The organism is Rhizobacter sp., from assembly GCF_046595475.1.
Taxonomy (GTDB): Bacteria; Pseudomonadota; Gammaproteobacteria; order Burkholderiales; family Burkholderiaceae_C; genus Rhizobacter.
In genome coordinates this window covers 1-21,013 of the sequence record NZ_JBKJOQ010000045.1, presented here as the reverse complement: position 1 = coordinate 21,013, position 21,013 = coordinate 1, and the positions used below count along the sequence as shown (strand labels likewise).

The window sequence follows — 21,013 nt, the reverse complement described above, 5'->3', positions numbered from 1 at the left end:
GCCCTTTTGGGGCCTCAGTAGTTGCCGACCTGGGTGGCCGTGCGGGTGGCGGCCGACATCGGGAACGACACCGCATTCAAGGCGAACTTGGCATACAGCTCGTCGTTGCCTTCCCAGTCTTCGTCGAGCAGGCTCGCGTCCACCACGCGAACGAATTCGTAGCTGCCACTCTTGGTGATGGTCTTGGTGGAGAGCGAAAACAGAGAGTCGTCGCCCCCATTGAAGCCGCTGTCTTCGCCCCACACGCGGCAGGCGAGCTTGCACTTGAGGCCTAGCACTTTGATGATGTTGACCTCGGTGGCGTCAAAGCCCACCGTGACCGAGGTCGTGACCTTCATCTGGTTGGTGCCGGTGGTGGACTGAATCTTCAACTTGGGGCTGCTGAGGGTAGGCATGACATGTACTCCATGGAGTTGGGTTGACGCGGAGGCCCGACATGGGCTCCTGCATGTAAAGACGCAGGCTCACGCACAAACGGATCTGCCAACTTAGGGGGGTGCCCCCTGCATAGAATGGCCGCCACATGAGCGAGATCACCCTGCTGCTGGAGCAATGCCAATCGGGCGACACCGCCGCGAAGGACCGCCTCTACACCCTGCTCTACAGCGACCTGAAGCGCCTGGCGCGGGCCCACCTGTCCAAGTCCGGGCCCATCACGCTAGACCCCATCGCCATCGTCCACGAGGCCTGGATGCGCTGCGACGGCGGCCAGACCACCGGCAGCCGCAAGCAGTTCTTCGCCTACGCCAGTGCCGTGATGCGCAGCGTGATCGTCGACCACGTGCGCGAGCGCGCGGCGCAAAAGCGCGGTGGTGGCGTGGCCGACGTGACGCTCAGCACCGCCGCCTTTGACGACTTGCCCAACCAGCCCGACGCGGTGCGCGTGGACGAAGCCTTGCAGGCCTTGGGCCGCATCGACGAGCGAGGCCACAAGCTGGTGGAAATGCGCTACTTCGGCGGCATGACGATGGAAGAGATCGCCGAGGTGATGGAGCTGTCGGTACCCACACTCAAGCGCGACTGGCGGCGTGCGCGCGCTTTTCTGTTCGACTACCTGAGCGCCTGAGGCGATGCACAACCCGGCCACTTCGACCGCCGCATGGCGCGAAGTGCTGGCACTGTTCGACCGCTGGGCCGCATCAGAGCCGATGCAACGCGAGGCAGAGTTGCAAAGTGTGCAGGCCCAGCACCCCGCGCTCTACCCGCGCCTGCTGGCGATGATCCACGCCGACCAGGCCGCCGAAGCGCGCGACTTCCTGGGCGATGACGCCTCCCCGGTGCCGGCCGAAGCACAACACGCCGGCCTGCGCCTGGGCGCCTGGGAGCTGCGCGAGCCCATCGGCCAAGGTGGCATGGGCCAAGTGTGGCTGGCCACGCGCAGCGACGGCCTGTACAGCGGGCGCGCCGCGGTGAAGCTGCTGCACGCGGCCAGCATGGGCGCGCAGGCCCAGGCGCGGTTTGCACGCGAAGGCGAGTTTCTGGCGCGTTTGTCGCACCCGCACATCGCGCAGCTGCTCGACGCCGGCCTCATGCCCGACGGCACCCGCTACCTGGTGCTGGAATACGTGCCGGGCGAGCGCATCGACCATTGGAGTGATAAGCGCAAGCTCACCATCGCCGAGCGGCTGCACCTTTTCATGCAGGTGTGCGAGGCAGTGGCCTATGCGCACGCTCACCTGGTGGTGCACCGCGACCTGAAGCCGGCGAACATCCTTGTGAGCGACGACGGCCACGTGAAGCTGCTCGATTTCGGCGTAGCCAAGTTGCTTGGCGACGGCGATGGCGACGCCGACCTCACCGAGCTGACCCGCCAGGGCGCCGCCGGCCTCACGCCCGAATACGCCGCGCCCGAGCAGATTGAAGGCCAGCCCATCACGACCGCCACCGATGTGTACGCCCTGGGCGTGGTGCTGTTCGGCCTGATGAGCGGTGCGCGGCCCTACGGCGGCACCTCGCGCGGTGTGGCCGCGATGGCACGCGCCATCGTCGAAGAGCCACCGCGCAGCCTGACGGCCGCGCTGCGCGAATCGCCCGAAGCCGCGCTCTCGCGCAACACCAGCATGGCGACGCTCGAGCAGGCCCTGCGAGGTGACCTGGAAACCATCGTCGCCAAGGCGCTGAAGAAGGCGCCGCAGGAGCGCTACGCTACGGTGCAAGAGCTGCGCGACGACTTGCAGCGCCACCTCGATCACCAACCGGTCAGCGCGCGGCCTGACACCTTCGGCTATCGCGCCAACAAGTTTGCGCAGCGCAACCGGGTGCAGGTGGTGGCCTTGGCGGGGGTCATGGTGACGCTGCTGGCGGGCATCTTCGCCACCACGTGGCAGTGGCGCGTGGCCACGCAAGAGGCCAATCGCACGCACTCGGTCGTGAAGATACTCACAGGCGTCTTCACCGAACTCAATCCGGAAGACACGGGTGCCTCGAAAGTCCCCGTGGTCGACCTGCTGCGCCGTGGCTGGAGCGAATCGCAAAAGACGCTAAGCCACGATGCATCGCTGCAAGCCGAGGTGGCGCAGCCGTTCGGCCTGATGCTGGCCGCTGCGGGCGACTTGGCCGCGGCGTCTTCGGCGCTGACGCTCAGCCATGCCCACCTTCAACGTGCGGGGCGCACCCACACGAAGGACTTTCTCCAAGTCACCTTTGAGCTGGGCTACGTCGCCGCAATGTTGGGCAGGAATGACGAAGCGCGAATGCGCTACCACGAGGTGCTGGACGCTGCAGTTTCCATGGGCGCCGAGAAGCCCATGGAGCCAATCCTCGCGCTGGTGCGATTGGGCTCCTTGGCGAGCAGCGAAGGCAAACTGGCGGAAGCTGAGCGCTGGCTGCGCCAATCGGCCATCCAAGCAGAAAGCAGGTTGGGCCGAGGTCATGACATCCATCGGCTTGCAATGTCGGAACTGGCCAAGGTCGTCAAGGAGGCAGGCCAATGGAACGAGGCCCGCGATCTCTTCGAGGCGGTCTATTCCGGCCTCGCAGACAAACGCACTCCGGAGGCAGCACGCGCCCGATACGGTATGGCGGAACTCGATGTGGAACTGGGCCAATACGCGCGTGCCTCCCCAGCGATGCCGCCCCTGATCGATCTGCTGGTCGAGCTGTGGGGGGACGATGACACGTACACCATCTACGCCCGCGCCTGGCACGCCATCGCTCTGCATCACCTGGGTCACTATGCAGAGAGTGACAAGGCCATTGCCCGGGCCATGCAGTCGGCACCCAAGTCTGGCAACCCGAGCGTCACCCGGGTCGTTCAGGTCATTCAGGCCCGACTGGCCCTGCGACGCGGCGCGGTAGATCAAGCGGAGCCCCTGCTGCTTGCCGCGGCGCGCGCTGATGAAGCAGCAGGCCCATCGGCCCGTGCACGCGCCGCGAGGGCGCGGGCTTTGCTCGGGGAATGCCAGCTGCGCAGAGGCGATGCCCAGTCAGCAGCGGCCACGCTTGGCCGCGTTTACGAAAATCAGAAGACGCTGTTCGGAACCCGCCACAAAGACATGTGGTCGACACTCACACTGTGGGCCATGGCGGTGGATTCCTCGCAAGGCCTGGCACAAGCGTTGCCACTCTACCTAGAGGCACAGCAGGTCGCGTCGGCGATGCTGCCTGCGGGGCACCCGGACCGCGCACTGGCAGAACTCCTCGCCGCCCAGGCCACGTGGCGCATTTCACCGAGCGAATCGACGCGCCGCGCAGTACTGCAAAGTGGCGAAGCGTTTGAGGCGACCCTGGCCGGTCGATCCGATCTGCAAGCCATTTCCGTCTATGCTCAAAAACTTCTTTCGCTGCCACCTCGCGCAAAGCTCATGCCGCCAGAGCTCTGGCCATTGTTGATGTACTGACCACTGGAGTGACCCCATGAAATCGACCTATCTTGACCGTTGCGTTCCCGTCTTGATTGCCGCTGCATCGCTGTCCTTTGCGTGTGCTGCTTCAACCGCTGCCGAATCGGTGGCTTCGGCGCCAGCAACAAGCAGCAAAGCCGCCAAAGTGGCCAAGCCTGCCATCGCCCCCCCGCGGGCACATGCCAGCGCACCCAGTCACACGAGTCCGCGTGATAGAGCCTCCACCGACAGCGGAGGGAAGCAGGGTCCCGCGCGGCCCACCGGCACGGCGTCAGCCCCCGGCCAGTAAAGCCGCACATGGCCCTTCGTGGTGGTCAAACCCCGAAGCCCGATATCACCGTCGCTGACTTCGCCGTCACCGTGCCCGGTGCCATCGAGATGCTCACGCGCGCATACAGCTCGTCTTGCCGGGGCGCGAAGATGGGCGTGTTGATGTCGGCCATGCCGATCAACACCTTGCCCGGGTCTTCGTCGAGCGTGGCCGTGCTGATCGCACGCTTTTCAGAGTAGGCGAGGTTGCCGGCCGAGGCCACGGTGATGGTCTTGAAGAGGTTGGGGAAAAAGGGACCGGGAAAGGCGTAGGTGTAGAGCAGGTCATCGCCGACCGCGTCGCCCGCCGCCAGGTTGTCGCCGGCCTTGTCTTCGCCGTAGACCTTCAATTCCAGGCGGAATGACTTGCCCACGTCGGCCGCCGTGAAGGTGATGCTGCCGGCGACCGTCACGTCGCGCTTGTTGTTGTCGGTGGCGCCCAGGGTGAGCGTGGGCGTATTGAGTGTTGGCATATCAGTTCTCCGATCAGTGGTTGATGTGGAGCGCCAGTAACTGCAGCGCTCCTACTGGTAAAGACGCAAGCCGGCAGGCGAGCGGATCGTTGATCCCCCATGCGAGGGGGCCGCACATAATCAAGTTGAATCAACCCCCTGCCGCAGAGCACCCACGGAGCCACGATGAACCACCCTCTCTTCCAGCGCGCCTTGCTTATGGCGCTGTGCGCGGTCAGCGTTTTTCTCGCCGCCTGCAGCAGCCCGGCACCCACGCCGTCCATGACATCTCCCGCCGCGGCCCAGCCCTCTGCTGCTGCCATGCAAGGCGGCAACGACTACAGCAAGCCCGACACCTGGCTGTGCCGCCCTGGCCGGGACGACGTGTGCACGCAAAGCCTCACCGTGACGACCATCGGCGCTGACGGCGGCCGCACGCGCGGCGCCCCGCAAGTGGCCGACCCCAAGGCACCCATCGACTGTTTCTACGTCTACCCCACCGTCTCGAACGACCCCGGTGGCAACAGCGACATGCAGGCCGGCCCTGAAGAGCTGGGCGTTGCCTTTGCGCAGTTTTCGCCCTTCCGCACGCAGTGCCGCTTGTTCGCGCCGCTGTACCGGCAGGTCACGCTGGCCGCGCTGCGCAGCCGCTTCACTGGCACGCCGATGGCCGCCGATTGGGCCATGGGCTACAACGACGTGAAGGCTGCCTGGCAGCACTACCTCGCCCACGACAACCAGGGCCGCGGCGTGGTGCTGATAGGCCACTCACAGGGCACGCGCATGCTCACAGAGCTGGTGGCCAAAGAGATCGAAGGCAAGCCGGTGCAGCGTCAGATCGTGTCGGTGATCATTCCCGGCGGCAACCTGCTGGTGCCGAATGGCAAAGACGTGGGCGGCTCGTTCAAGTCGACGCCGCTGTGCCGCAGCGCCACCCAGACCGGCTGCGCCATCGCCTACGTGTCGTTCCGCGCCGGCTCTCCGCCGCCTGCCAAGTCGCTGTTTGCCAAGCCCAGCGGTGACAACATGGTGGCCTGCACCAACCCGGCGGCGCTGGGCGGCGGCGCTGCGCAGGCCAAGGTGTGGTTCTCCAGGCGCGCCGACGTGAGCAGCAGCTCAGGCGCGGGCAGCGACATGTGGCAAGCCTTGTCGAAATCGATAGACACGCCCTTCTTCGCCCTGCCCGGTCTGGTGACCACCCGCTGCGAGCAAGACGCCCACGGCTCCTACCTTTCTGTACAGGTGAAAGGCGACAGCCGTACCGACGACATCGGAGGCGATGTCACGGTGGGCGGCTACACGCTGCGCGACTGGGGCCTGCACCTGATCGACATGAACCTCGGCTTGGGCGACCTGGTCGACATCGTGGGCCAGCAGTCGCAGGCCTATCTCGCGAAAACGAAATAGGCCGCCCCCTTCACTTGCCCATGCACTGGATCTGCAGCAGCCGGTTGGGCCCGAGCCGGGCGCGGATCTTTCGCGAGTGATTGCTGCAACGTGAGCGCTCTGGCGTCCAGCCCTGCCACTCAGACGAAGCGATGCTGATCTTGACATCAGACACGCAATTCTCCGGCGAGCCATCGTCATGCGTCTCGCAGCGCGTGCCGGTGCCGAATGCCAACTCGCGGATGCGCCAGGTGCCGGCGTCAAAGGCATTGCCGGTCGTTGAGCGGCACCACCAGCGGATGTGACCGTCACCGCTCAATGCCACAGTGAACGGCGGTGTCCAGCCGGTGCTGCCGTTGGAGTGGCGCTTGAGCACCACGGCCCCGGGCGAATTGGGCTTGGAGCCATAGCCGACGATTGCGACCTCTGCGCTGCAGCGGTCGGTCATCAGCTCATCGGCCCATGCCGCCGAGCCGGCGCAGAGCGCCAAGGTCGAAAGCGCGATGCCGCGCCAAGCTTGCAAACGATTGAACTTCATGGGTGCCTCCGGCGAGTGGTCAGATGAAAAGCTCTGAGGTCTTCAGCGTCAAGTTGCCAAAGCTCTGCCCGCCGTCAATCGAGTGGGTGCCGTACACGCGGAAGTCGCCTCCGTACGCATAGGCGTGCAGCGACAGGCCGTTGCTGCTGGTGGCGAGTGACGGGGCCGAGGTGAAGATGCCATCGGGCACCATGTGCCAGTGCGCCTGCCAGTTGCTGCCGGCGTCAGTGCTGGTGTTGAGCCACATGTGGCTGTCGGTGCCGCGGCCCATGATGTGCACGCGCTTGCCATCGTCGGAGGCAGCAAGGCCGAGGCCCGCACTGAAAATGCCCTGGCCCACGCTCGCCCAATGTGGCTGAAACGTGGCGCCACTGTCGAACGACACATTGCGCCAGGCGCGCATGTCATTGCCACGGGCTGCAACGTGCACGGTCTTGCCGTCGGCCGAGGTGGCAATGGCCGGTGCCGACGTGAAGACACCTTCGCCGATGGGCGTCCAGTCGACCCAGTTTTTGCCCGAATCGAGCGAGTGGGTGCGCCACATGCGCTTGTCGTTGCCAATGCCAACCGCATGCACGACAGCGCCGCTCGAGCTGCAGGCGATGGCCGGTCCAGTGGTGAAAACGCCTGCCCGTATCGAAGACCAACCCTGCCAGTGCGTGCCGCCATCGGTCGACGAGCCGAACCAGGCGTGGTTGTCCAGACCACGGCCAATCACATAAAGCTGCTGGCCATCGCTTGACGCAGCCGCGCCCAGGCCGGAGTTCACACGCACCGGCCCGAAGTCACCTGCGGCCTGCCAGCTGCTGCCGCTGTCGATGGATCGGTAGCGCATCACGCGGCCGTCGTGCTTGCGGCCGAACAGCATCATGTTCTGCCCAGCCAGTGTGATGGCAGGCATGGGGTGCACGCCTTCGATCAGCTCGGCGCTGCCGGCGGCGAAGAGCTCGCTCCAGTGGTCGTGCATGGCGCGGGCCACTTGCAGCATCTCACCCGCCGCGGGGCCGGCAAAGGTCGAGTTGGTGTTGGACATCGACGCAAAACCGAATTTGCCGTCCAGATGCACCGACAGCGCGGCATAGCTCACGCCGATGTCGCCGGTGTGCCATATCTCGGCCTGGGCTGAGCCCGGCTGGGTGGAAGACCAGCCGCCGCGCAGAAAGGTCGACGCGGTCGACACCTGGTGCGTCTGCAGCGTGTTGCGCGTGGCCGCGGTGAAGAGCTGCGGGTCGGGGCGAAGTTGCTCGCGTATGAACAAGCCCATGTCAGCGGCCGATGTGCACACGCTGCCGACGGGTGCGCGGCAATGCCAGCTGTAGGCCGGCTTGTGCGTCTCGGGGTCGGGGGTGGTGGTGAAGCTGGCGGCGTCCCAGCTGTGCTCCCAGGGGCCGTTGAGCGCGGCGGTGCTGGTGACGCCGGAGGAAGAGTTGCTCATGCCCAGCGGCTGGAAGATGTGCTGCTGAAGCATGTCTTCATAGGTCAGGCCGGTGCGGTGCTCGGCCATCGAAGCCGCGATGATGCCGCCGCCGCTGTATTCGAAGCCACTGCCCGGTGGCCAGTACGTGGGCGCGTCCAGCACGGCGGCCTTGATGTAGGTGCGGCGGCGCGCCATCAGCTTCGGCTTGGTCATGTCGGCCGCGGTGTAGGTCTTCCAATCGTTCAACTGGTCGGTGGCTGGCGTGTAGGGCATGCCCGAGGTGTGGGCGATGAGCTGCTCCACGGTCACGGCCTTGTAGCCGTCACGCGAGGCCGCCACATCCCAGATGCTGGCGTAGACGTCGGCGATCTTGGTTGTCCACTGCAGGTTGTGCGTGCCGTCCTGGATCAGCTTGCCGATCAGATTGCCCGTGAACACCTTGCTGATCGAGCCAAGGTTGAATTTGTCGCTGGGCTGGATGGCATTGCCCGCGCCCGAGGCACCGAGCTTGCGCACGCCCTGCTGCGCACTGACGATGGTGCTGCCGGCGTCTCGCACCAGCACCGCGGCCAGCGCGGGCACTGCGCATTCGGCGATGGTTTCGCGAAGCTTTTGTTCGAGGAACTGTTGGGCCTTGGTACTCATGGTGAGCGTCTCCGTGGGTTGTCCGCGTCAAAACGAGGCGGCTTGCATGGAAAGACGCAGGGGCGCCGCGAAAAGGATCACGTACCCCTCGTCGTAGGGGGGTGACGCGCTGTTACACTGCCGCACCAGCCCAGGCCCCAGTCCCTTTGCTGACGTCAGTTCTGACACGAGCACCGCTCTCAAACGCGAGCCCCGCTCCCTACCTCTTCTGCCTGCGACTGGCGCTCCTTCTGCGAGCGACGGGCCGATCTGCTCCCCGGAATCCCCCATGTCCTTTGACTCCCTCGGCCTCGCCGAGCCGCTGCTGCGTGCCGTGCTCGAACAGGGCTACACCACGCCCACCCCCATCCAGGCGCAAGCCATCCCCATCGTGCTCACCGGCGGCGACCTGCTCGGCGGCGCACAGACCGGCACCGGCAAGACCGCCGGCTTCACGCTGCCGCTGCTGCAGCGCCTGATGGCCACACCAGCCGTGCGCGATGCACGCGGCCGCCTGCCCATACGCGCGCTCATCCTCACGCCCACCCGCGAGCTCGCGGCGCAGGTGGAAGAGAGCGTGCGCAACTACGGCAAGTACACCAAGCTCACCTCGATGGTGATGTTTGGCGGCGTGGGCATGCAGCCGCAAATCGACAAGCTCAAGCGCGGCGTCGACATCCTCGTGGCCACGCCCGGCCGGTTGCTCGACCATGCGCAGCAGCGCACGCTAGACCTGAGCCACATCGAGATCTTTGTGCTCGACGAAGCCGACCGCATGCTCGACATGGGCTTCATCCACGACATCAAGAAGGTGCTCGCGCTGGTGCCCGCCAAGAAGCAGAGCCTCTTGTTCTCGGCCACCTTCAGCGACGAAATCAAGAACCTCGCCGATCGCCTGCTGAACAAGCCGGCCCTGATCGAAGTGGCACGCCGCAACCAAACGGCCGAGACCATCGCGCAAAAGGTGCACCCCGTGGGCCGCGAGATGAAGAAAGACCTGCTGTGCCACCTCATCAAAGAGAACGACTGGCACCAAGTGCTCGTGTTCACCCGCATGAAGCATGGCGCCAACCGGTTGGTCGAGCACCTGCTCAAGCAAGACATCAGCGCCATGGCCATTCACGGCAACAAGAGCCAGAGCGCGCGCACCAAGGCGCTGGCCGACTTCAAGAACGGTGACCTGCAGGTGCTGGTGGCGACCGACATCGCCGCGCGCGGCATTGACATCGACCAGCTGCCCCACGTGGTGAACTACGAGCTGCCCAACGTGCCCGAAGACTACGTGCACCGCATCGGCCGCACGGGCCGTGCCGGCGCGCAAGGCGAAGCGGTGTCGCTGGTGTGTGTCGATGAAAACGGCTTTCTGCGCGAGATCGAAAAGCTCATCAAGCGCGAGATCCCCAAGGAAATCATCGCCGGCTTTGCACCGGGCGCCAACGAGCGCCCCGAGCCCATCGTGCTCGGCCGCATGACGATCGGTGAAGGTGTGAGTCGTGGCGGCCACCGCAGTGGTGGCGGTGGTGGTGGTGGCGGCGGTGGTCGTGGTGGCAACTCGGGCCGCAGCGGTGGTGGTGGTCGCAGCGACTCGCGTGCCCCTGCACGCGACGGTGGTGGCCACGCGCCCGCGCGCCAAGCCCAGCCTGCACGCCAGGCGCAGCCCGCCGCACGCCCGCAGGGCCCCCGCCCCGAGCCGCGTCGTGACGGCGGCAAGCCCATGCCGCGTTTGACGACACCCAAGCGCTGAGTACAGTGGCCGCCATGGCCACCTCCTCTGCATCCTCTACCTCTCCTTCGCGCGTTGCATTGATTGCAGGCAGCACCGGCCTCATCGGCCGGGCGCTGCTGCCCCTGCTCCTCGCCTCTCCTCGCTACGCCGAAGTGCAGGCCTTGCTTAGACGCAAGGTGCCGGATCTGCGCGATCAGCCCAAGCTCAAGCCACAGGTGGTCGACTTCCAGGCGCTGCCGGCGCTGCCACCTGTCGACGACGTGTTCATCGCCTTGGGCACCACCATCAAGGTGGCTGGCTCGCAGGCGGCATTTCGGCAGGTCGATTTCGACGCCGTGGTCAACACCGCCCGCGCCGCACGCGCTGCCGGCGCCACACGGCTGGCCGTGGTGTCGGCGCTGGGTGCCGACGTGCATTCGCGCGTGTTCTACAGCCGCGTCAAAGGCGAAATGCAAGCGGCGATCTCGGCGCTGGGTTATGCCTCGGTGGTGATCGTGCAGCCCTCCATGCTGCTGGGCGATCGCGCATCGCTGGGGCAACCGGTGCGCAGCGGCGAAGTGTGGGCGGGCCGCTTGCTGAGCTGGCTGCCCAAGAGCGTGCGGCCCATCGCCGCGTCTCAGGTGGCCGAAGCCATGCTGCGCACACTGGCGAGCGCACCAACGGGCATCACGCTGCTGCCCTCTGGCGCGCTGTATTGAGTTGCGCATCCGGCCTAACTGTCACAAAGTGTTTCTCGCAGGGCCTAAAAGGCCCCTGCTGCTTGCAGGTTGTCGCGCCCACAAAGGCACATGCGCTTAAAACGTGTACCTTCGGTTGAAACTGTGGAGTACGTCACATGAGCACCCCTTGGAATACCGCATGGCAAGGCCCGGATCTCGTCGTCTTTCGCGACGATGCCGAGGTCGATCGTTTTGTCGCCGCGCAGATCGAGCGCGTCGTCTTCGTACACCGGGGCCGCGGCGACACGCTTGGCGACCTGATGTATGCACTGGTCGAGCTACCCGACGAGCACATCGTGATGCCCGCCGACACGGGCTTCTCGGGCCGCGTCAACTTCGAGCGCCTGAGCTTCTGGGCCGAGAAGCAATGCGTGTACTGGGTGCCGGAGCACAAGGCGTCGTTGCCAGCACGCATGCGTCGCAGTGTGTGGCTGCTGAGGCCGGGCACACCGGCCTACGCGCGGCTGCCGCGGGCCGAGCTGTCCTCACACGTTGACGCGTGGCCGCTGGTGGGCCCGCAAACCTGGGAGCAGCGCAAGTGGATGCGCATTGCGCTGAGCAGGCCCTTCGCTGGCTTGAGCGCCACGCCCACGCAACCAGGCGAGTTGGTCGACCACCCTGCGCCGCGTCGCCGCGCCTGAGTCAAGACTGAATGCCTTTTTGAATGGCAAAAAAAACCCGGCAATGCCGGGTTTTTTATCTGCGGAGCGAAACGCTCAGGCAGCCGAAGCAGCCTTCTTAGCAGCCTTGGCCTTCTTGGCCTTAGCCTTCTTCTCGGCCTTCATGGGCTTCTCAGCCTTCATTTCCTTGGCAGCCGGAGCAGCAGCAGGAGCCGAAGCGGCTTGGGCGAAAGCGCCGAGGGAGAAGGTGGCAGCGATCAGCGCAGCGATGATTTTGGTCATGGTGTTTCCTTTGCAAAGGGTTAAGAGCTACTTGCTCCCAGCCACAACGCCGCCTTCAAACGCCCGGTTGACTCGGCTTCGAGAAATAGTGCGCACTCAAGGCGTGGTCTTTCGCTTCGTCCAAGCGCAGCACCGGTGTGACACAGCAGTCGACGCTCTCGAACACCGAAACCCAGTGCGCGAGTGTGTGCGCCTTGAACTCCCGGGCCACCAGCGTACGCAAGGCCATGGCCTCGTCACCGCCCACCACCAGGCCACGCGACCAGTGCCGCTCGGACCACTGGGGCCGGCCCAGCGTTTCGCACAAGCGGCGCCAGAACTGCAGCTCAAGCGCACCCACCGCAAGGTACCGTTCATCGGCGGTCGCATACACGCCATAACAAGGTGCCCCACCCGAGAGCAGCTCGCGGCCCTGAACCGGCACGCGGCCGGTGGCGGCCAGGGTGATGCCCGCGAGCACATGGTGGCGCAGCACTTCGTGCGCCATCGACACATCAACGAAACGGCCCTGCCCATGCCGCTGCACACCCAACAGCCCCGCGAGGATTCCGCACACCGCCGCTTGGGTGCCGCCCATCAGGTCGCCGATCTGGAAGTTGGGCGTGATGACTTCGCCGTCCACCGTGGCCAATTGCTCCAGCACGCCAGCCATGGCGATGTAGTTGATGTCGTGGCCCGCGCGATGTGCCCACACGCTGTGCTGGCCATAGCCGCTGATGGCGCACATCACGAGCCGTGGGTAGCGCGCATGCAGCTCGCGCCAGCCCAGGCCCAGGCGATCCATCACGCCGGGGCGAAAGCCTTCGACCAGCACGTCGGCCGTCTCAAGCAAGGCATGCAGGCCCGCGCGTCCACCCTCGGTGCGCAGGTCTAGGCAGTGCAGCTGCTTGCCGTCGTTGAGCGTTCGAAACATGAGGCTGGGCTGGTTCGCTGCCAACTCTTCGGGCGAGCGCCAGAAGGCACGCGAGCCATCGTCTTGCCCCTGGTCAGCGGGGCCTTCGACCTTGGTGACCTCGGCCCCCATCTCCATCAGGTGGCGAGTGGCCAGCGGGCCGGGCAACAGGCGGGTCAGGTCGACGATGCGGGTGCCCTGCAAAGGCGCCTCGGCCGCCAGATCAGTCAAAGCGCCCTTCCCGCAGCCACTTGGTGATGACCCATTTTTCACCCGCGATGACGGGTGCGCCGCCATGCAAGGTCTTGGTCATGGGATGGGGGCGGTCGTAGCTGAAGAACACGGCATTGCCCTTTACGGGGGCCACTTCAAGGCTCACGTCTGGGAAGGTTGTGGCGCCTCCGCGCTCGGGCGTGTTGAGGTAAGTGACGATGGTGGCCACCCGCTGACCACCGCGTTTGAGGATGCTCGGTGTGCCCGACTGCGCCGGGTCGAAGTAGTCGTAGTGCGGCTTGTACTCTGCACCCGGCCGGTAGCGCAGCACTTGCAGGCCCTCGCCGTTTTCAACCGGCCAGCCGAGCAAGGCGCCGATGCGCGCCTCTAGGCGCGTGCACAAGGTGTTCTCGCCGCGGCCAAAAAACATGCCGTCGCTCGTGCGCGCCACATTGACCTCACTAGATCCGGTGCTGGTGACCACCGTTTCAGAGCGCGCCAGACGCGCCCGCGCCAGCTCGACCATCTGGTCGCATTCGTCGTGCGACAGCATGTTGCCGAACACAATGACCCGCGGGTTGCGCAGCGCCATCACGATGCTGATTTCATGCCCGTTGACCACCAGCGAGCTGGGGGCGTCAGTGAGGTCGGGCTCAGGCACGGGCACCGGGGCCGGCAAGCCGTGGGTTTGAGCGTGCTCCTTCAGAAAGCCGGCCAGGGTTTCTTCCAGCGCGGCGAGGGCAATGTCTTCGTCCCAGCCGCTGGCCATCATCGACTTCAGTACTTCGTCTGGTGGTCGACCGGCCTTGGCCTGATCGACGATCCAAAGACGCAACTCAGGGGTGACATTTTGCTCAGCCATGGTCGGATTTTGCCGGATCAGCCGTCCAGTCGGCGGCGAAAGACCAGCCTGTCGGGTTCAGATACCGCGCTTTCGAAGCGATAGCCCTCAGCCTTGAATTTCTCCAGGCCGGCGGGCGCGGCCAAGCGCTCGGTGATGGCGTGGCGCAGCATCATGCCGCGGGCCCGCTTGGCAAAAAAGCTGATGACCTTGTAGCCCCCGGGCTTCCAGTCCTCGAACACGCACTCGATGACCCGGGCCTTGAGCCCCTGGCCCTGAACCGCCCGGAAGTACTCCTGCGAGGCCAGATTGACGACCACGCGCGGCTTGTGCGCAGCGAGCTGCCGGTTGAGTTGGCGGGCCAGGGTGTCGCCCCAGTAGGCGTAAAGCGTCTTGCCCCGCTGCGTTGCCAGCGCCGTGCCCATCTCCAGGCGATAAGGCTGCATGCGGTCTAGCGGGCGCAGCAGGCCGTAGAGGCCGCTCAGGATGGAAACGTGCTCCTGCGCCCAGACGAGATCGGCTTCGCCAAGACTGGGTGCCTGCAGGCCTTCGTACACATCGCCATTGAAGGCGAGCACGGCAGGCTTGCTGTTGTAAGTGGTGAATCGCTTGGACCAGGCGCGGTAACGGGCCACGTTCAGCTCGGCCAGCGCCGGTGACAAATCCATCAGCTCGGCGATGTCGGCCGCGGTCTTGGCCTTGAGCACTGAGATCAGCTCAGCAGTTTCTGCGAGAAAGCGTGGGCGGGTCAGCGCCAGGGCCGTGGCAGGCGGGCTCTGAAAGTCAAGGGTTTTTGCGGGGGAAATCAGGAAGTGCATGGCGCTGATTTTCAATCAGTGCGCGAATCGCCCGCAAAACTGTGCAATCCGCCTCTTGTGCGGGCTGACACGTTTGACAAAATTGGTTACCACATACCCGGCCTTCGAACACCAGTCATGCGCAACAAACACATCGCTTCCTGGCTCGGACAAATGCTCCTGGGCTTTTGCCTCTTTCTAGGGGGCTTCGAGGTCGCCCGCATCTTCTGGAGCGGCATGTGGGAGGTGGCAGCCGCTGGCGCCACGGCCTGCGTGCTGGGGCTCGCGCTGATGGCATTTGCCGAGAACCGCCAACGCCCTTTGCGGGTGCTGCGAAAGGCACGCAGAGCGCTCAGCTTTCCCACGCAGTGGGCCGTGAAGTTCGACAAAAGCGTGCCTCAGGGCGGCGTGATTCCGGTGGCGGTGATTCGCTCGGATGGCGTGCGCTTTGTGATCGACATCCAAGGCCACACCGACGCTGGCTGGAACGACCCGATTGAGGGCGAGCCCTTGCTCATAGGCCCACGAGGCAAGAAGTTCAGCACCGACCCTGTAGCGCCGCTGATGCAGGCCGCTTTGGCCTGGGGGGCAACGCCCATACTCTGGTTGCCTGAGGCCAAGCACCCCCGAAATTTGCGCCAAGAAGGCTGCGAGCTGATCGTGGTGCTGGGCGGTGCGCGTGAACTCAAGCATGTGCTGCGCGGCGCAGAGATCGTGGCGCGCCGAGACATGCCGCTTGAAATGACCATGCCACCGAAGGCGGCACGCAAACGCAGCGCCGCGCCGGTGGCAGAGCTGGCCTGAAAGGCCGCCTTACTTCTTGGCGTCGTTGACGGCGTCTTTCACCTTGTCGCCGGCTTTTTCGACCTGATCGCCTGCTTTATGGGCAGCGTTGTCAATCGACTTCCCGGCGCGCTCGGCCGGGCCTTCTGCAGGCTGACAGGCGCCCATGGCGAGAGAAAAGGCTGCGACGAAAACGTACACGGCAGATTGCGGCTTCATGGGGGCTCCTTGGGTTGCTGTTGATTGGCTGGCGGTTTGTTTGGTACGGGTCACGCTGGATCCGATGAGCTGAACTGTAAAAACCGGCCCGGGTTTTGTCGTTCAGCGTGAAGCGTGTTCGCGTGTGAGCCGCTTCCTACGTGCAGGCGCTGCCATCACTTGAAATCGCGGCTACGGCTCACCAGGCCCTGCAGCAGCGCCGAGTGATCGATGGCCTTGACGGCCACCAGGTGCATCACCGCAAACTTGTCGTCGCCCTGGCGCTGCCATTGCCCGTACACCGTCAGCAGGCTGGCTGCGAGCAAGGGCGTGCGCTGGGCCTCAACCACCTGCGGCCAGACGACCACATTGACGGCACCGGTGTCGTCTTCCAGCGTGATGAACATCACGCCCTTGGCCGTGGGCGGCCGCTGGCGGTGCGTAACCAAGCCGCTGGCGCGCGCCAGCCGCCCGTGGGGAAAGTGGCGCAGCTCGGCGGAGGTTTGCACTTTGAAGGCGTTGAGCTGGTCACGCAGCAAGGTGAGCGGGTGGCGCTTGAGGGTGAGGCCCAGCGCCTGGTAGTCGGCCAAGGTGTCTTCGATCTCGGCCGGCACCACCAACTGCGCAGGCGCTTCATGCACGCGGGTGGCACGCAGCAAGGCGGTGGGCCGGGTGTCGATACCAGCCACCGCCCAGGCGGCCTGGTGGCGGTGGCCGCTCAGGCCCTCCAGTGCATTGGCCTGGGCCAGCGCCTTCAGCTCATGGGCATTGAGCTCGGCGCGGCGCGCGAGGTCTTCAATGCCAGTGAAGGCAGCCTCTGCACGTGCCTGCACGATGCGCGTGCCGGCACCCGCTGACAGCCCCGACACCCTGTGCAAGCCCAGGCGCACCGGCTGCAGCGGTGCATGCACGGCACCGGTGTCTTGCCCGCGCGGGCCTTCGAGCGTTGATTCCCAGTCACTGACCATCACGTCGGCCGGGCGCACCTCTACGCCATGCGCGCGCGCATCACGCACCAGCTGAGCGGGCGCATAAAAGCCCATGGGCTGGCTGTTGAGCAGGCCCGCCAAGAAGGCATCGGGGTGGTGGCGCTTGAGCCAGCTGCTGTCGTAGGCCAGCAATGCAAAGCCGGCGGCATGGCTCTCGGGGAAGCCGTATTCGCCGAAGCCCTGGATCTGCTTGAAGATGCGCTCGGCATATTCCTGGTCGTAGCCCTTTTCCACCATGCGCCCGACCAGCCTACCGTGGAACGGGCCAAGGCCGCCCTTGCGCTTCCAGGCGGCCATGGCCCGGCGCAACTGATCGGCTTCGCCGGGGGTGAAGTCAGCAGCCAGCATGGCGATCTGCATCACCTGCTCCTGAAAAATCGGGACGCCCTTGGTGCGCTGCAGCGCAGGCTTCAACTCACCGGGGTAGTCGATCTCGTCGTCTCGCAGCTTCCGGTTCTTGAGGTAGGGGTGGACCATGCCGCCCTGAATGGGCCCCGGCCTCACGATGGCCACCTGCACCACCAGGTCGTAGTACTGCGTGGGCTGCAAGCGCGGCAGCATGCTCATCTGCGCACGGCTTTCGATCTGAAAGACACCCACGGTGTCGGCCGCGCAAATCATCTCGTAGGTAGGCGCGTCTTTGTCGGGCACGTCTTGCAGCGGGAATTCGCGCCCCAGCTTGTGCCCCACAAAATCGAGGGAGCGACGCAGCGCGCTCAACATGCCGAGCGCCAAGATGTCGACCTTCATCAGGCCCAAGGATTCGAGGTCGTCTTTCTCCCACTGGATGACGCTGCGCCCTTCCATCGCAGCGTTTTCCACGGGCACCAGCTGCGAGAGCTGATCGCGCGCGATCACAAAACCACCAGGGTGCTGGCTCAGGTGGCGCGGAAAGCCGATCAGCTGATGCGTGAGCTCCATCCACAGCTTCACCAGCGGAGCCGCGGGGTCGAAGCCCGTTTCACGCAAGCGCTCGTCGCCCACGCTGCCATCAAACCACTGCACGCTCTTGGCCACGGCTTCAATGCGCTGCAGGTCTATGCCCAAGGCGCGCCCCGCGTCCCGCAAGGCAGAGCGCGGGCGGTAGCAGATGACCACGGCTGTAAGCGCGGCGCGGTGCCGCCCGTACTTGGCATAGATGTACTGAATGACTTCTTCGCGGCGCTGGTGTTCGAAGTCGATGTCGATGTCGGGCGGCTCACGCCGCTCGACGCTGATGAAGCGCTCAAACAGCAGCGTAGAGCGGTCGGGGTCGATCTCGGTCACGCCCAGGCAATAGCAGACGGCGGAGTTGGCGGCGCTGCCCCGGCCCTGGCACAAGATCTTTTGTGCGCGCGCCCACTGCACCACATCGGCCACGGTAAGAAAGTAGCGCTCGTATTCGAGCTGCTGGATCAAGGCAAGCTCGTGCTCGATCTGATCAAGTATCTTTTCCGGCAAAGCGCCTTTGAAGCGCTGGGCGGCACCAGCCAAGGTGAGCTTGCGCAGGTGGCTCGTGGGCGTCTCGCCAGGCGGCACGATCTCTTGCGGGTATTCATAGCGCAACTCGCTGAGCGAAAACTTGCAGCGGCTGGCCAGCGATATGGTGTTGGCCAGCCATTCGGCGCGGTAAAGGCGGCCCAGCCGCGCACGCGAGCGCAGGCACGCCTCAGCGTTGGGTTGCAGCCGCCAGCCACTCTGTGCCACCGAGCACTTAGCCCGCGTGGCCGTCAGCATGTCTTGCAACGGCTTGCGCGAGCGCACATGCATCAGCACACCGCCCGCCGCTGCGATGGGCAAGCCGGTGGCCTGGGCCACACGCTGCACGACGTCGAGCAGTACATCGTCACCCTGCGCATTTCGCAACTCGATCGCAATGCCGGCGCGGTCTTGAAACCACAGCTTCAGCCAACTGGCATGCGCCAGCACTTCTTCGAACGATTGAGACGCCTGCGGCACCAGCAGCGCCAGGCACTCGGGCAGGCCTGTGAGGGTGGGCGCATTCGGCACCTTGCCTTCCACATCGCCCGGGTGCGCGAGGTAGCAGCCTTTGGCTGCGCGGTTGCGCGCCACGGTAATCCAGTGCGACAAGTTGCCGTAACCGCGCCGCGTTTGCGCCAGCAGCACCAACCGCGCATGGGGCTCGCTTGTGCCTGGCAGATGAAGGCAGATCTCGCTGCCGATGATCAAATGAAAGCCACGCTCCTTGGCCGCGTTGTGCGCGCGCACCACCCCCGCCAGGGAGCACTCGTCAGTGATGGCCAGTGCGCCGTAGCCCAGCTGCTGTGCACGCTCAACCAGCTCTTCGGGGTGCGACGCACCCTTCAGGAAACTGAAATTGCTCAGGCAATGCAGCTCTGCGTAAGACGGGAGTTGGAAGCGCGAGGCCATGACACCACATGCTCTAGCGACCTCAGCCTGCGAGGCTGCGACTCACCACGCCAAGCGCCGGCACCCAGTACTGCGCCAACGGCATGCTCACGCGCAGGTGCTGGCTCGCGAACTCGGCGCCATCGTCATCTGCCGCTTGGTGGTAGCGGACTTTTTCACCCGCCTCGTTGCCCCAGGCATCCATGCCGGCCATGGCATCCAACGGGCTGCGCACACCGCCACCGCCCACCTTCAGCACGTGGGTGTAGATCATGGTGGTGCTCACATCGGCATGGCCCAGCAGCTCTTGCACGGTGCGTATGTCATAGCCGCTTTGCAGCAGGTGCGTGGCAAAGGAATGGCGCAAGGTGTGCGGCGTGGCAGGCTTGACGATGTGCACTTCCTGCAGCGCGCGTTTGAAAGCGCGCTGAAAGTTCTGCTCATGCACGTGGTGCCGCCGCTCCACGTCTGTGCGTGGGTCCATTGCAAATTTGTCGTGCGGGAAGACCCAGAACCACGCCCATGACGCTTCAGCCCGTGGGTACTTTCGGGCCAGCGCATTCGGCATGTGCACCCCCGCCCGACCTGCAGCACGATCTTGTGCCCATAGGCGGCGCGCACGCTCCATCTGCTCGCGCAACGCAGGCACCAGCGATGCCGGCAACATCACCACGCGGTCTTTCGCACCCTTGCCCTCGCGCACGACGATGGCACGGCGCGCGAAGTCAACATCTTTCACCCGCAGGCGCACGCCTTCCATGATGCGCATGCCGGTGCCGTAGAGCAGCTGCCCCATCAATTGATGCGCCTCGGTGAGCTGGCCGAGCAGGCGCGCGACCTCATCGCGCGTGAGCACCACGGGCAAGCGCACCCGCTCTTTGGGTCGCCCGATTTCAGTCATCCACGGGATGTCTTGCCCAAGTACCTTTTGGTACAGGAACAGCAGGGCCGACAAGGCTTGCTTGTGGGTGGCGGCCGCGACCTTGCGCTCGTTGGCCAGCCAAGACAAAAAACTCTCGACCTCCGGCCCGGCCATTTCGGCTGGGTGGCGCATGCCGTGGAAGCGCACGAACATGCCGACCCAGTACACATACGCATGCTCGGTGCGAATGCTGTAGTGCTGGTAGCGGATGCGCTCACGAAGCTGATCCAGCAAGCGTTCGGATTGCAGGGGTGGCAAAAGGCTGTGGGGCTGTTCCATGCGCGGACTACTGTATTTATATACAGTATATTGAGCCACAAGCCACGCCAGTTGGCAATGCATCTCAGGGGAGGAATTTCATGCCGCCAGCCTGCGTGGGCACTCGCATCATCAAGACGCTCTCGGTCGCACAGCCTGGCGCCATCAAACTGCTGCGCCGGTACGGCAAAGCACTGGTCTGCGTGCGCTACCGATGCAGCGCAGACGGGTTGACCCGCTACACCACAGTTGAATTGCTGGTGGACGAAGCGCCTATTCAAAAGAGAAGACAGGAGTTCGAGGTGGTGGCGATACGGCTTGGGAAAATGGACATGGCCTCGACGCGCAAAGACATTTCGGCCCATGGAGGGCAATGGGATCGCACCGCAAAGGTCTGGCGCCTGACGCGGTCTGCGGCAACGCTGTTGGGGTTGCTGGGGTGCGTGGTTGGAAAATGACGCGATGCGGGCTCTATCGCTGGCCATTTTCAATCGAGAGGACGAACAACGGCGGATCAAGCCTGAGTTCTTTTGCCTACGGGCAGCCGCCGTTGTTTGCCTCTCATTTTAAACGTTAGGCAACGGGGCCGGCTCAAATCTGAAGTGCAACACCTGCGCAACGCTAAGGTTCTGCATGGGAACTCAATCCACGCCACTGAACCGCCCCGGATTTTGAGGAGGCTCCAACCCTTGAGAAGATGGAGCCATGAACAAGTCGAAGAAGTTTTCACCTGAGGTCCGTGAGCGAGCAGTGCGGATGGTCCAGGAACACCAGGGCGAGTACACCTCACTGTGGGCGGCGATCGAATCAATTGCACCCAAGATCGGCTGCGTGCCGCAGACCCTGCTGGACTAGG

At 64.8% G+C, this 21,013-nt stretch carries 19 protein-coding genes and 1 pseudogene; 9 read left to right on the top strand and 11 right to left on the bottom strand.

Annotation, left to right across the window (positions count from 1 at the left end; translation table 11 throughout):
* Positions 1 to 14: 14 nt before the first annotated feature.
* Positions 15 to 395 carry a hypothetical protein gene (locus tag AC30QB_RS08245; RefSeq protein ID WP_489545719.1) on the bottom strand — a complete coding sequence of 127 codons (381 nt, stop codon included), beginning with the start codon at positions 393 to 395 and terminating at the stop codon, positions 15 to 17.
* A gap of 128 nt (positions 396 to 523) precedes the next feature.
* Here AC30QB_RS08245 and AC30QB_RS08240 point away from each other — a divergent pair, with 128 nt between their 5' ends.
* Complete coding sequence (locus tag AC30QB_RS08240; RefSeq protein WP_489545718.1) at positions 524 to 1,066, top strand: ECF-type sigma factor; 543 nt, start codon at positions 524 to 526, stop codon at positions 1,064 to 1,066.
* Positions 1,067 to 1,070: 4 nt separating this feature from the next.
* Positions 1,071 to 3,839, top strand: coding sequence for a protein kinase domain-containing protein (locus AC30QB_RS08235; RefSeq protein ID WP_489545717.1), 2,769 nt, complete (start codon positions 1,071 to 1,073; stop codon positions 3,837 to 3,839).
* A 317-nt stretch (positions 3,840 to 4,156) separates the two neighbouring features.
* Here the strand turns inward: AC30QB_RS08235 and AC30QB_RS08230 are convergent, their stop codons facing one another.
* On the bottom strand, positions 4,157 to 4,624 hold the full coding sequence (locus AC30QB_RS08230; RefSeq protein WP_489545716.1) for a hypothetical protein: 468 nt from the start codon (positions 4,622 to 4,624) through the stop codon (positions 4,157 to 4,159).
* 165 nt (positions 4,625 to 4,789) lie between these two features.
* Here AC30QB_RS08230 and AC30QB_RS08225 point away from each other — a divergent pair, with 165 nt between their 5' ends.
* Positions 4,790 to 6,010, top strand: a complete 1,221-nt coding sequence (locus AC30QB_RS08225; protein ID WP_489545715.1) for a DUF3089 domain-containing protein — start codon at positions 4,790 to 4,792, stop codon at positions 6,008 to 6,010.
* Between the two features lie 10 nt (positions 6,011 to 6,020).
* On the opposite strand, the gene AC30QB_RS08220 is transcribed toward AC30QB_RS08225, so the two are convergent.
* Positions 6,021 to 6,527 carry a hypothetical protein gene (locus AC30QB_RS08220; RefSeq protein ID WP_489545714.1) on the bottom strand — a complete coding sequence of 169 codons (507 nt, stop codon included), beginning with the start codon at positions 6,525 to 6,527 and terminating at the stop codon, positions 6,021 to 6,023.
* 19 nt (positions 6,528 to 6,546) lie between these two features.
* Positions 6,547 to 8,589, bottom strand: a complete 2,043-nt coding sequence (locus AC30QB_RS08215; RefSeq protein ID WP_489545713.1) for a serine hydrolase — start codon at positions 8,587 to 8,589, stop codon at positions 6,547 to 6,549.
* A 268-nt stretch (positions 8,590 to 8,857) separates the two neighbouring features.
* Here AC30QB_RS08215 and AC30QB_RS08210 point away from each other — a divergent pair, with 268 nt between their 5' ends.
* The 3 genes from AC30QB_RS08210 to AC30QB_RS08200 all read left to right on the top strand — a co-directional run bounded on the left by AC30QB_RS08210 (position 8,858) and on the right by AC30QB_RS08200 (position 11,654).
* Entirely contained in the window at positions 8,858 to 10,312 is a 1,455-nt protein-coding gene (locus tag AC30QB_RS08210) for a DEAD/DEAH box helicase (protein WP_489545712.1), read from the top strand.
* Positions 10,313 to 10,326: 14 nt separating this feature from the next.
* Entirely contained in the window at positions 10,327 to 10,992 is a 666-nt protein-coding gene (locus AC30QB_RS08205; RefSeq protein WP_489545711.1) for an NAD(P)H-binding protein, read from the top strand.
* A gap of 137 nt (positions 10,993 to 11,129) precedes the next feature.
* Positions 11,130 to 11,654 (top strand): hypothetical protein, encoded by a 525-nt coding sequence (locus tag AC30QB_RS08200; protein WP_489545710.1) that lies wholly within the window; start codon positions 11,130 to 11,132, stop codon positions 11,652 to 11,654.
* A gap of 75 nt (positions 11,655 to 11,729) precedes the next feature.
* Here the strand turns inward: AC30QB_RS08200 and AC30QB_RS08195 are convergent, their stop codons facing one another.
* Genes AC30QB_RS08195 through yaaA form a run of 4 tightly spaced genes read right to left on the bottom strand, consistent with a single transcriptional unit; the run spans position 11,730 to position 14,679 of the window.
* Complete coding sequence (locus AC30QB_RS08195; RefSeq protein WP_489545709.1) at positions 11,730 to 11,915, bottom strand: hypothetical protein; 186 nt, start codon at positions 11,913 to 11,915, stop codon at positions 11,730 to 11,732.
* A gap of 55 nt (positions 11,916 to 11,970) precedes the next feature.
* Positions 11,971 to 13,038: a CaiB/BaiF CoA transferase family protein gene (locus tag AC30QB_RS08190; protein WP_489545708.1), complete on the bottom strand. Its 1,068-nt coding sequence runs from the start codon at positions 13,036 to 13,038 to the stop codon at positions 11,971 to 11,973.
* Complete coding sequence (locus AC30QB_RS08185) at positions 13,031 to 13,882, bottom strand: 2OG-Fe(II) oxygenase (protein WP_489545707.1); 852 nt, start codon at positions 13,880 to 13,882, stop codon at positions 13,031 to 13,033. The genes AC30QB_RS08190 and AC30QB_RS08185 overlap by 8 nt, the downstream gene beginning before the upstream one ends.
* A 17-nt stretch (positions 13,883 to 13,899) precedes the next feature.
* Positions 13,900 to 14,679, bottom strand: a complete 780-nt coding sequence (gene yaaA / locus AC30QB_RS08180; protein WP_489545706.1) for a peroxide stress protein YaaA — start codon at positions 14,677 to 14,679, stop codon at positions 13,900 to 13,902.
* 117 nt (positions 14,680 to 14,796) lie between these two features.
* On the opposite strand from yaaA, the gene AC30QB_RS08175 reads away from it, so the two are divergent.
* The gene (locus AC30QB_RS08175; protein WP_489545705.1) at positions 14,797 to 15,462 is read left to right on the top strand and encodes a hypothetical protein; all 666 of its coding nucleotides are present in this window, start codon (positions 14,797 to 14,799) and stop codon (positions 15,460 to 15,462) included.
* A 9-nt stretch (positions 15,463 to 15,471) separates the two neighbouring features.
* Here the strand turns inward: AC30QB_RS08175 and AC30QB_RS08170 are convergent, their stop codons facing one another.
* From AC30QB_RS08170 to AC30QB_RS08160, 3 genes are all read right to left on the bottom strand, one after another.
* Positions 15,472 to 15,714 (bottom strand): hypothetical protein, encoded by a 243-nt coding sequence (locus AC30QB_RS08170; protein ID WP_489545704.1) that lies wholly within the window; start codon positions 15,712 to 15,714, stop codon positions 15,472 to 15,474.
* Between the two features lie 101 nt (positions 15,715 to 15,815).
* Complete coding sequence (locus AC30QB_RS08165) at positions 15,816 to 18,998, bottom strand: error-prone DNA polymerase (RefSeq protein WP_489545703.1); 3,183 nt, start codon at positions 18,996 to 18,998, stop codon at positions 15,816 to 15,818.
* A gap of 22 nt (positions 18,999 to 19,020) precedes the next feature.
* Positions 19,021 to 20,178 carry an integron integrase gene (locus tag AC30QB_RS08160; RefSeq protein WP_489545702.1) on the bottom strand — a complete coding sequence of 386 codons (1,158 nt, stop codon included), beginning with the start codon at positions 20,176 to 20,178 and terminating at the stop codon, positions 19,021 to 19,023.
* 80 nt (positions 20,179 to 20,258) lie between these two features.
* Here AC30QB_RS08160 and AC30QB_RS08155 point away from each other — a divergent pair, with 80 nt between their 5' ends.
* Together AC30QB_RS08155 and AC30QB_RS08150 are read left to right on the top strand one after the other, a co-directional pair.
* Positions 20,259 to 20,615 carry a hypothetical protein gene (locus AC30QB_RS08155; RefSeq protein ID WP_489545701.1) on the top strand — a complete coding sequence of 119 codons (357 nt, stop codon included), beginning with the start codon at positions 20,259 to 20,261 and terminating at the stop codon, positions 20,613 to 20,615.
* Positions 20,616 to 20,862: 247 nt separating this feature from the next.
* A pseudogene (locus AC30QB_RS08150) lies at positions 20,863 to 21,003 on the top strand (IS3 family transposase); the annotation flags it as partial.
* Between the last annotated feature and the right edge of the window lie 10 nt (positions 21,004 to 21,013).

Excerpts from the sequence above, each read along its gene's own strand:
- AC30QB_RS08245 (WP_489545719.1), bottom strand. The coding sequence starts at position 395 with ATGCCTACCCTCAGCAGCCCCAAGTTGAAGATTCAGTCCACCACCGGC.
- AC30QB_RS08240 (WP_489545718.1), top strand. The coding sequence starts at position 524 with ATGAGCGAGATCACCCTGCTGCTGGAGCAATGCCAATCGGGCGACACC.
- AC30QB_RS08235 (WP_489545717.1), top strand. The coding sequence starts at position 1,071 with ATGCACAACCCGGCCACTTCGACCGCCGCATGGCGCGAAGTGCTGGCA.
- AC30QB_RS08230 (WP_489545716.1), bottom strand. The coding sequence starts at position 4,624 with ATGCCAACACTCAATACGCCCACGCTCACCCTGGGCGCCACCGACAAC.
- AC30QB_RS08225 (WP_489545715.1), top strand. The coding sequence starts at position 4,790 with ATGAACCACCCTCTCTTCCAGCGCGCCTTGCTTATGGCGCTGTGCGCG.
- AC30QB_RS08220 (WP_489545714.1), bottom strand. The coding sequence starts at position 6,527 with ATGAAGTTCAATCGTTTGCAAGCTTGGCGCGGCATCGCGCTTTCGACC.
- AC30QB_RS08215 (WP_489545713.1), bottom strand. The coding sequence starts at position 8,589 with ATGAGTACCAAGGCCCAACAGTTCCTCGAACAAAAGCTTCGCGAAACC.
- AC30QB_RS08210 (WP_489545712.1), top strand. The coding sequence starts at position 8,858 with ATGTCCTTTGACTCCCTCGGCCTCGCCGAGCCGCTGCTGCGTGCCGTG.
- AC30QB_RS08205 (WP_489545711.1), top strand. The coding sequence starts at position 10,327 with ATGGCCACCTCCTCTGCATCCTCTACCTCTCCTTCGCGCGTTGCATTG.
- AC30QB_RS08200 (WP_489545710.1), top strand. The coding sequence starts at position 11,130 with ATGAGCACCCCTTGGAATACCGCATGGCAAGGCCCGGATCTCGTCGTC.
- AC30QB_RS08195 (WP_489545709.1), bottom strand. The coding sequence starts at position 11,915 with ATGACCAAAATCATCGCTGCGCTGATCGCTGCCACCTTCTCCCTCGGC.
- AC30QB_RS08185 (WP_489545707.1), bottom strand. The coding sequence starts at position 13,882 with ATGGCTGAGCAAAATGTCACCCCTGAGTTGCGTCTTTGGATCGTCGAT.
- yaaA (WP_489545706.1), bottom strand. The coding sequence starts at position 14,679 with ATGCACTTCCTGATTTCCCCCGCAAAAACCCTTGACTTTCAGAGCCCG.
- AC30QB_RS08175 (WP_489545705.1), top strand. The coding sequence starts at position 14,797 with ATGCGCAACAAACACATCGCTTCCTGGCTCGGACAAATGCTCCTGGGC.
- AC30QB_RS08165 (WP_489545703.1), bottom strand. The coding sequence starts at position 18,998 with ATGGCCTCGCGCTTCCAACTCCCGTCTTACGCAGAGCTGCATTGCCTG.
- AC30QB_RS08160 (WP_489545702.1), bottom strand. The coding sequence starts at position 20,178 with ATGGAACAGCCCCACAGCCTTTTGCCACCCCTGCAATCCGAACGCTTG.
- AC30QB_RS08155 (WP_489545701.1), top strand. The coding sequence starts at position 20,259 with ATGCCGCCAGCCTGCGTGGGCACTCGCATCATCAAGACGCTCTCGGTC.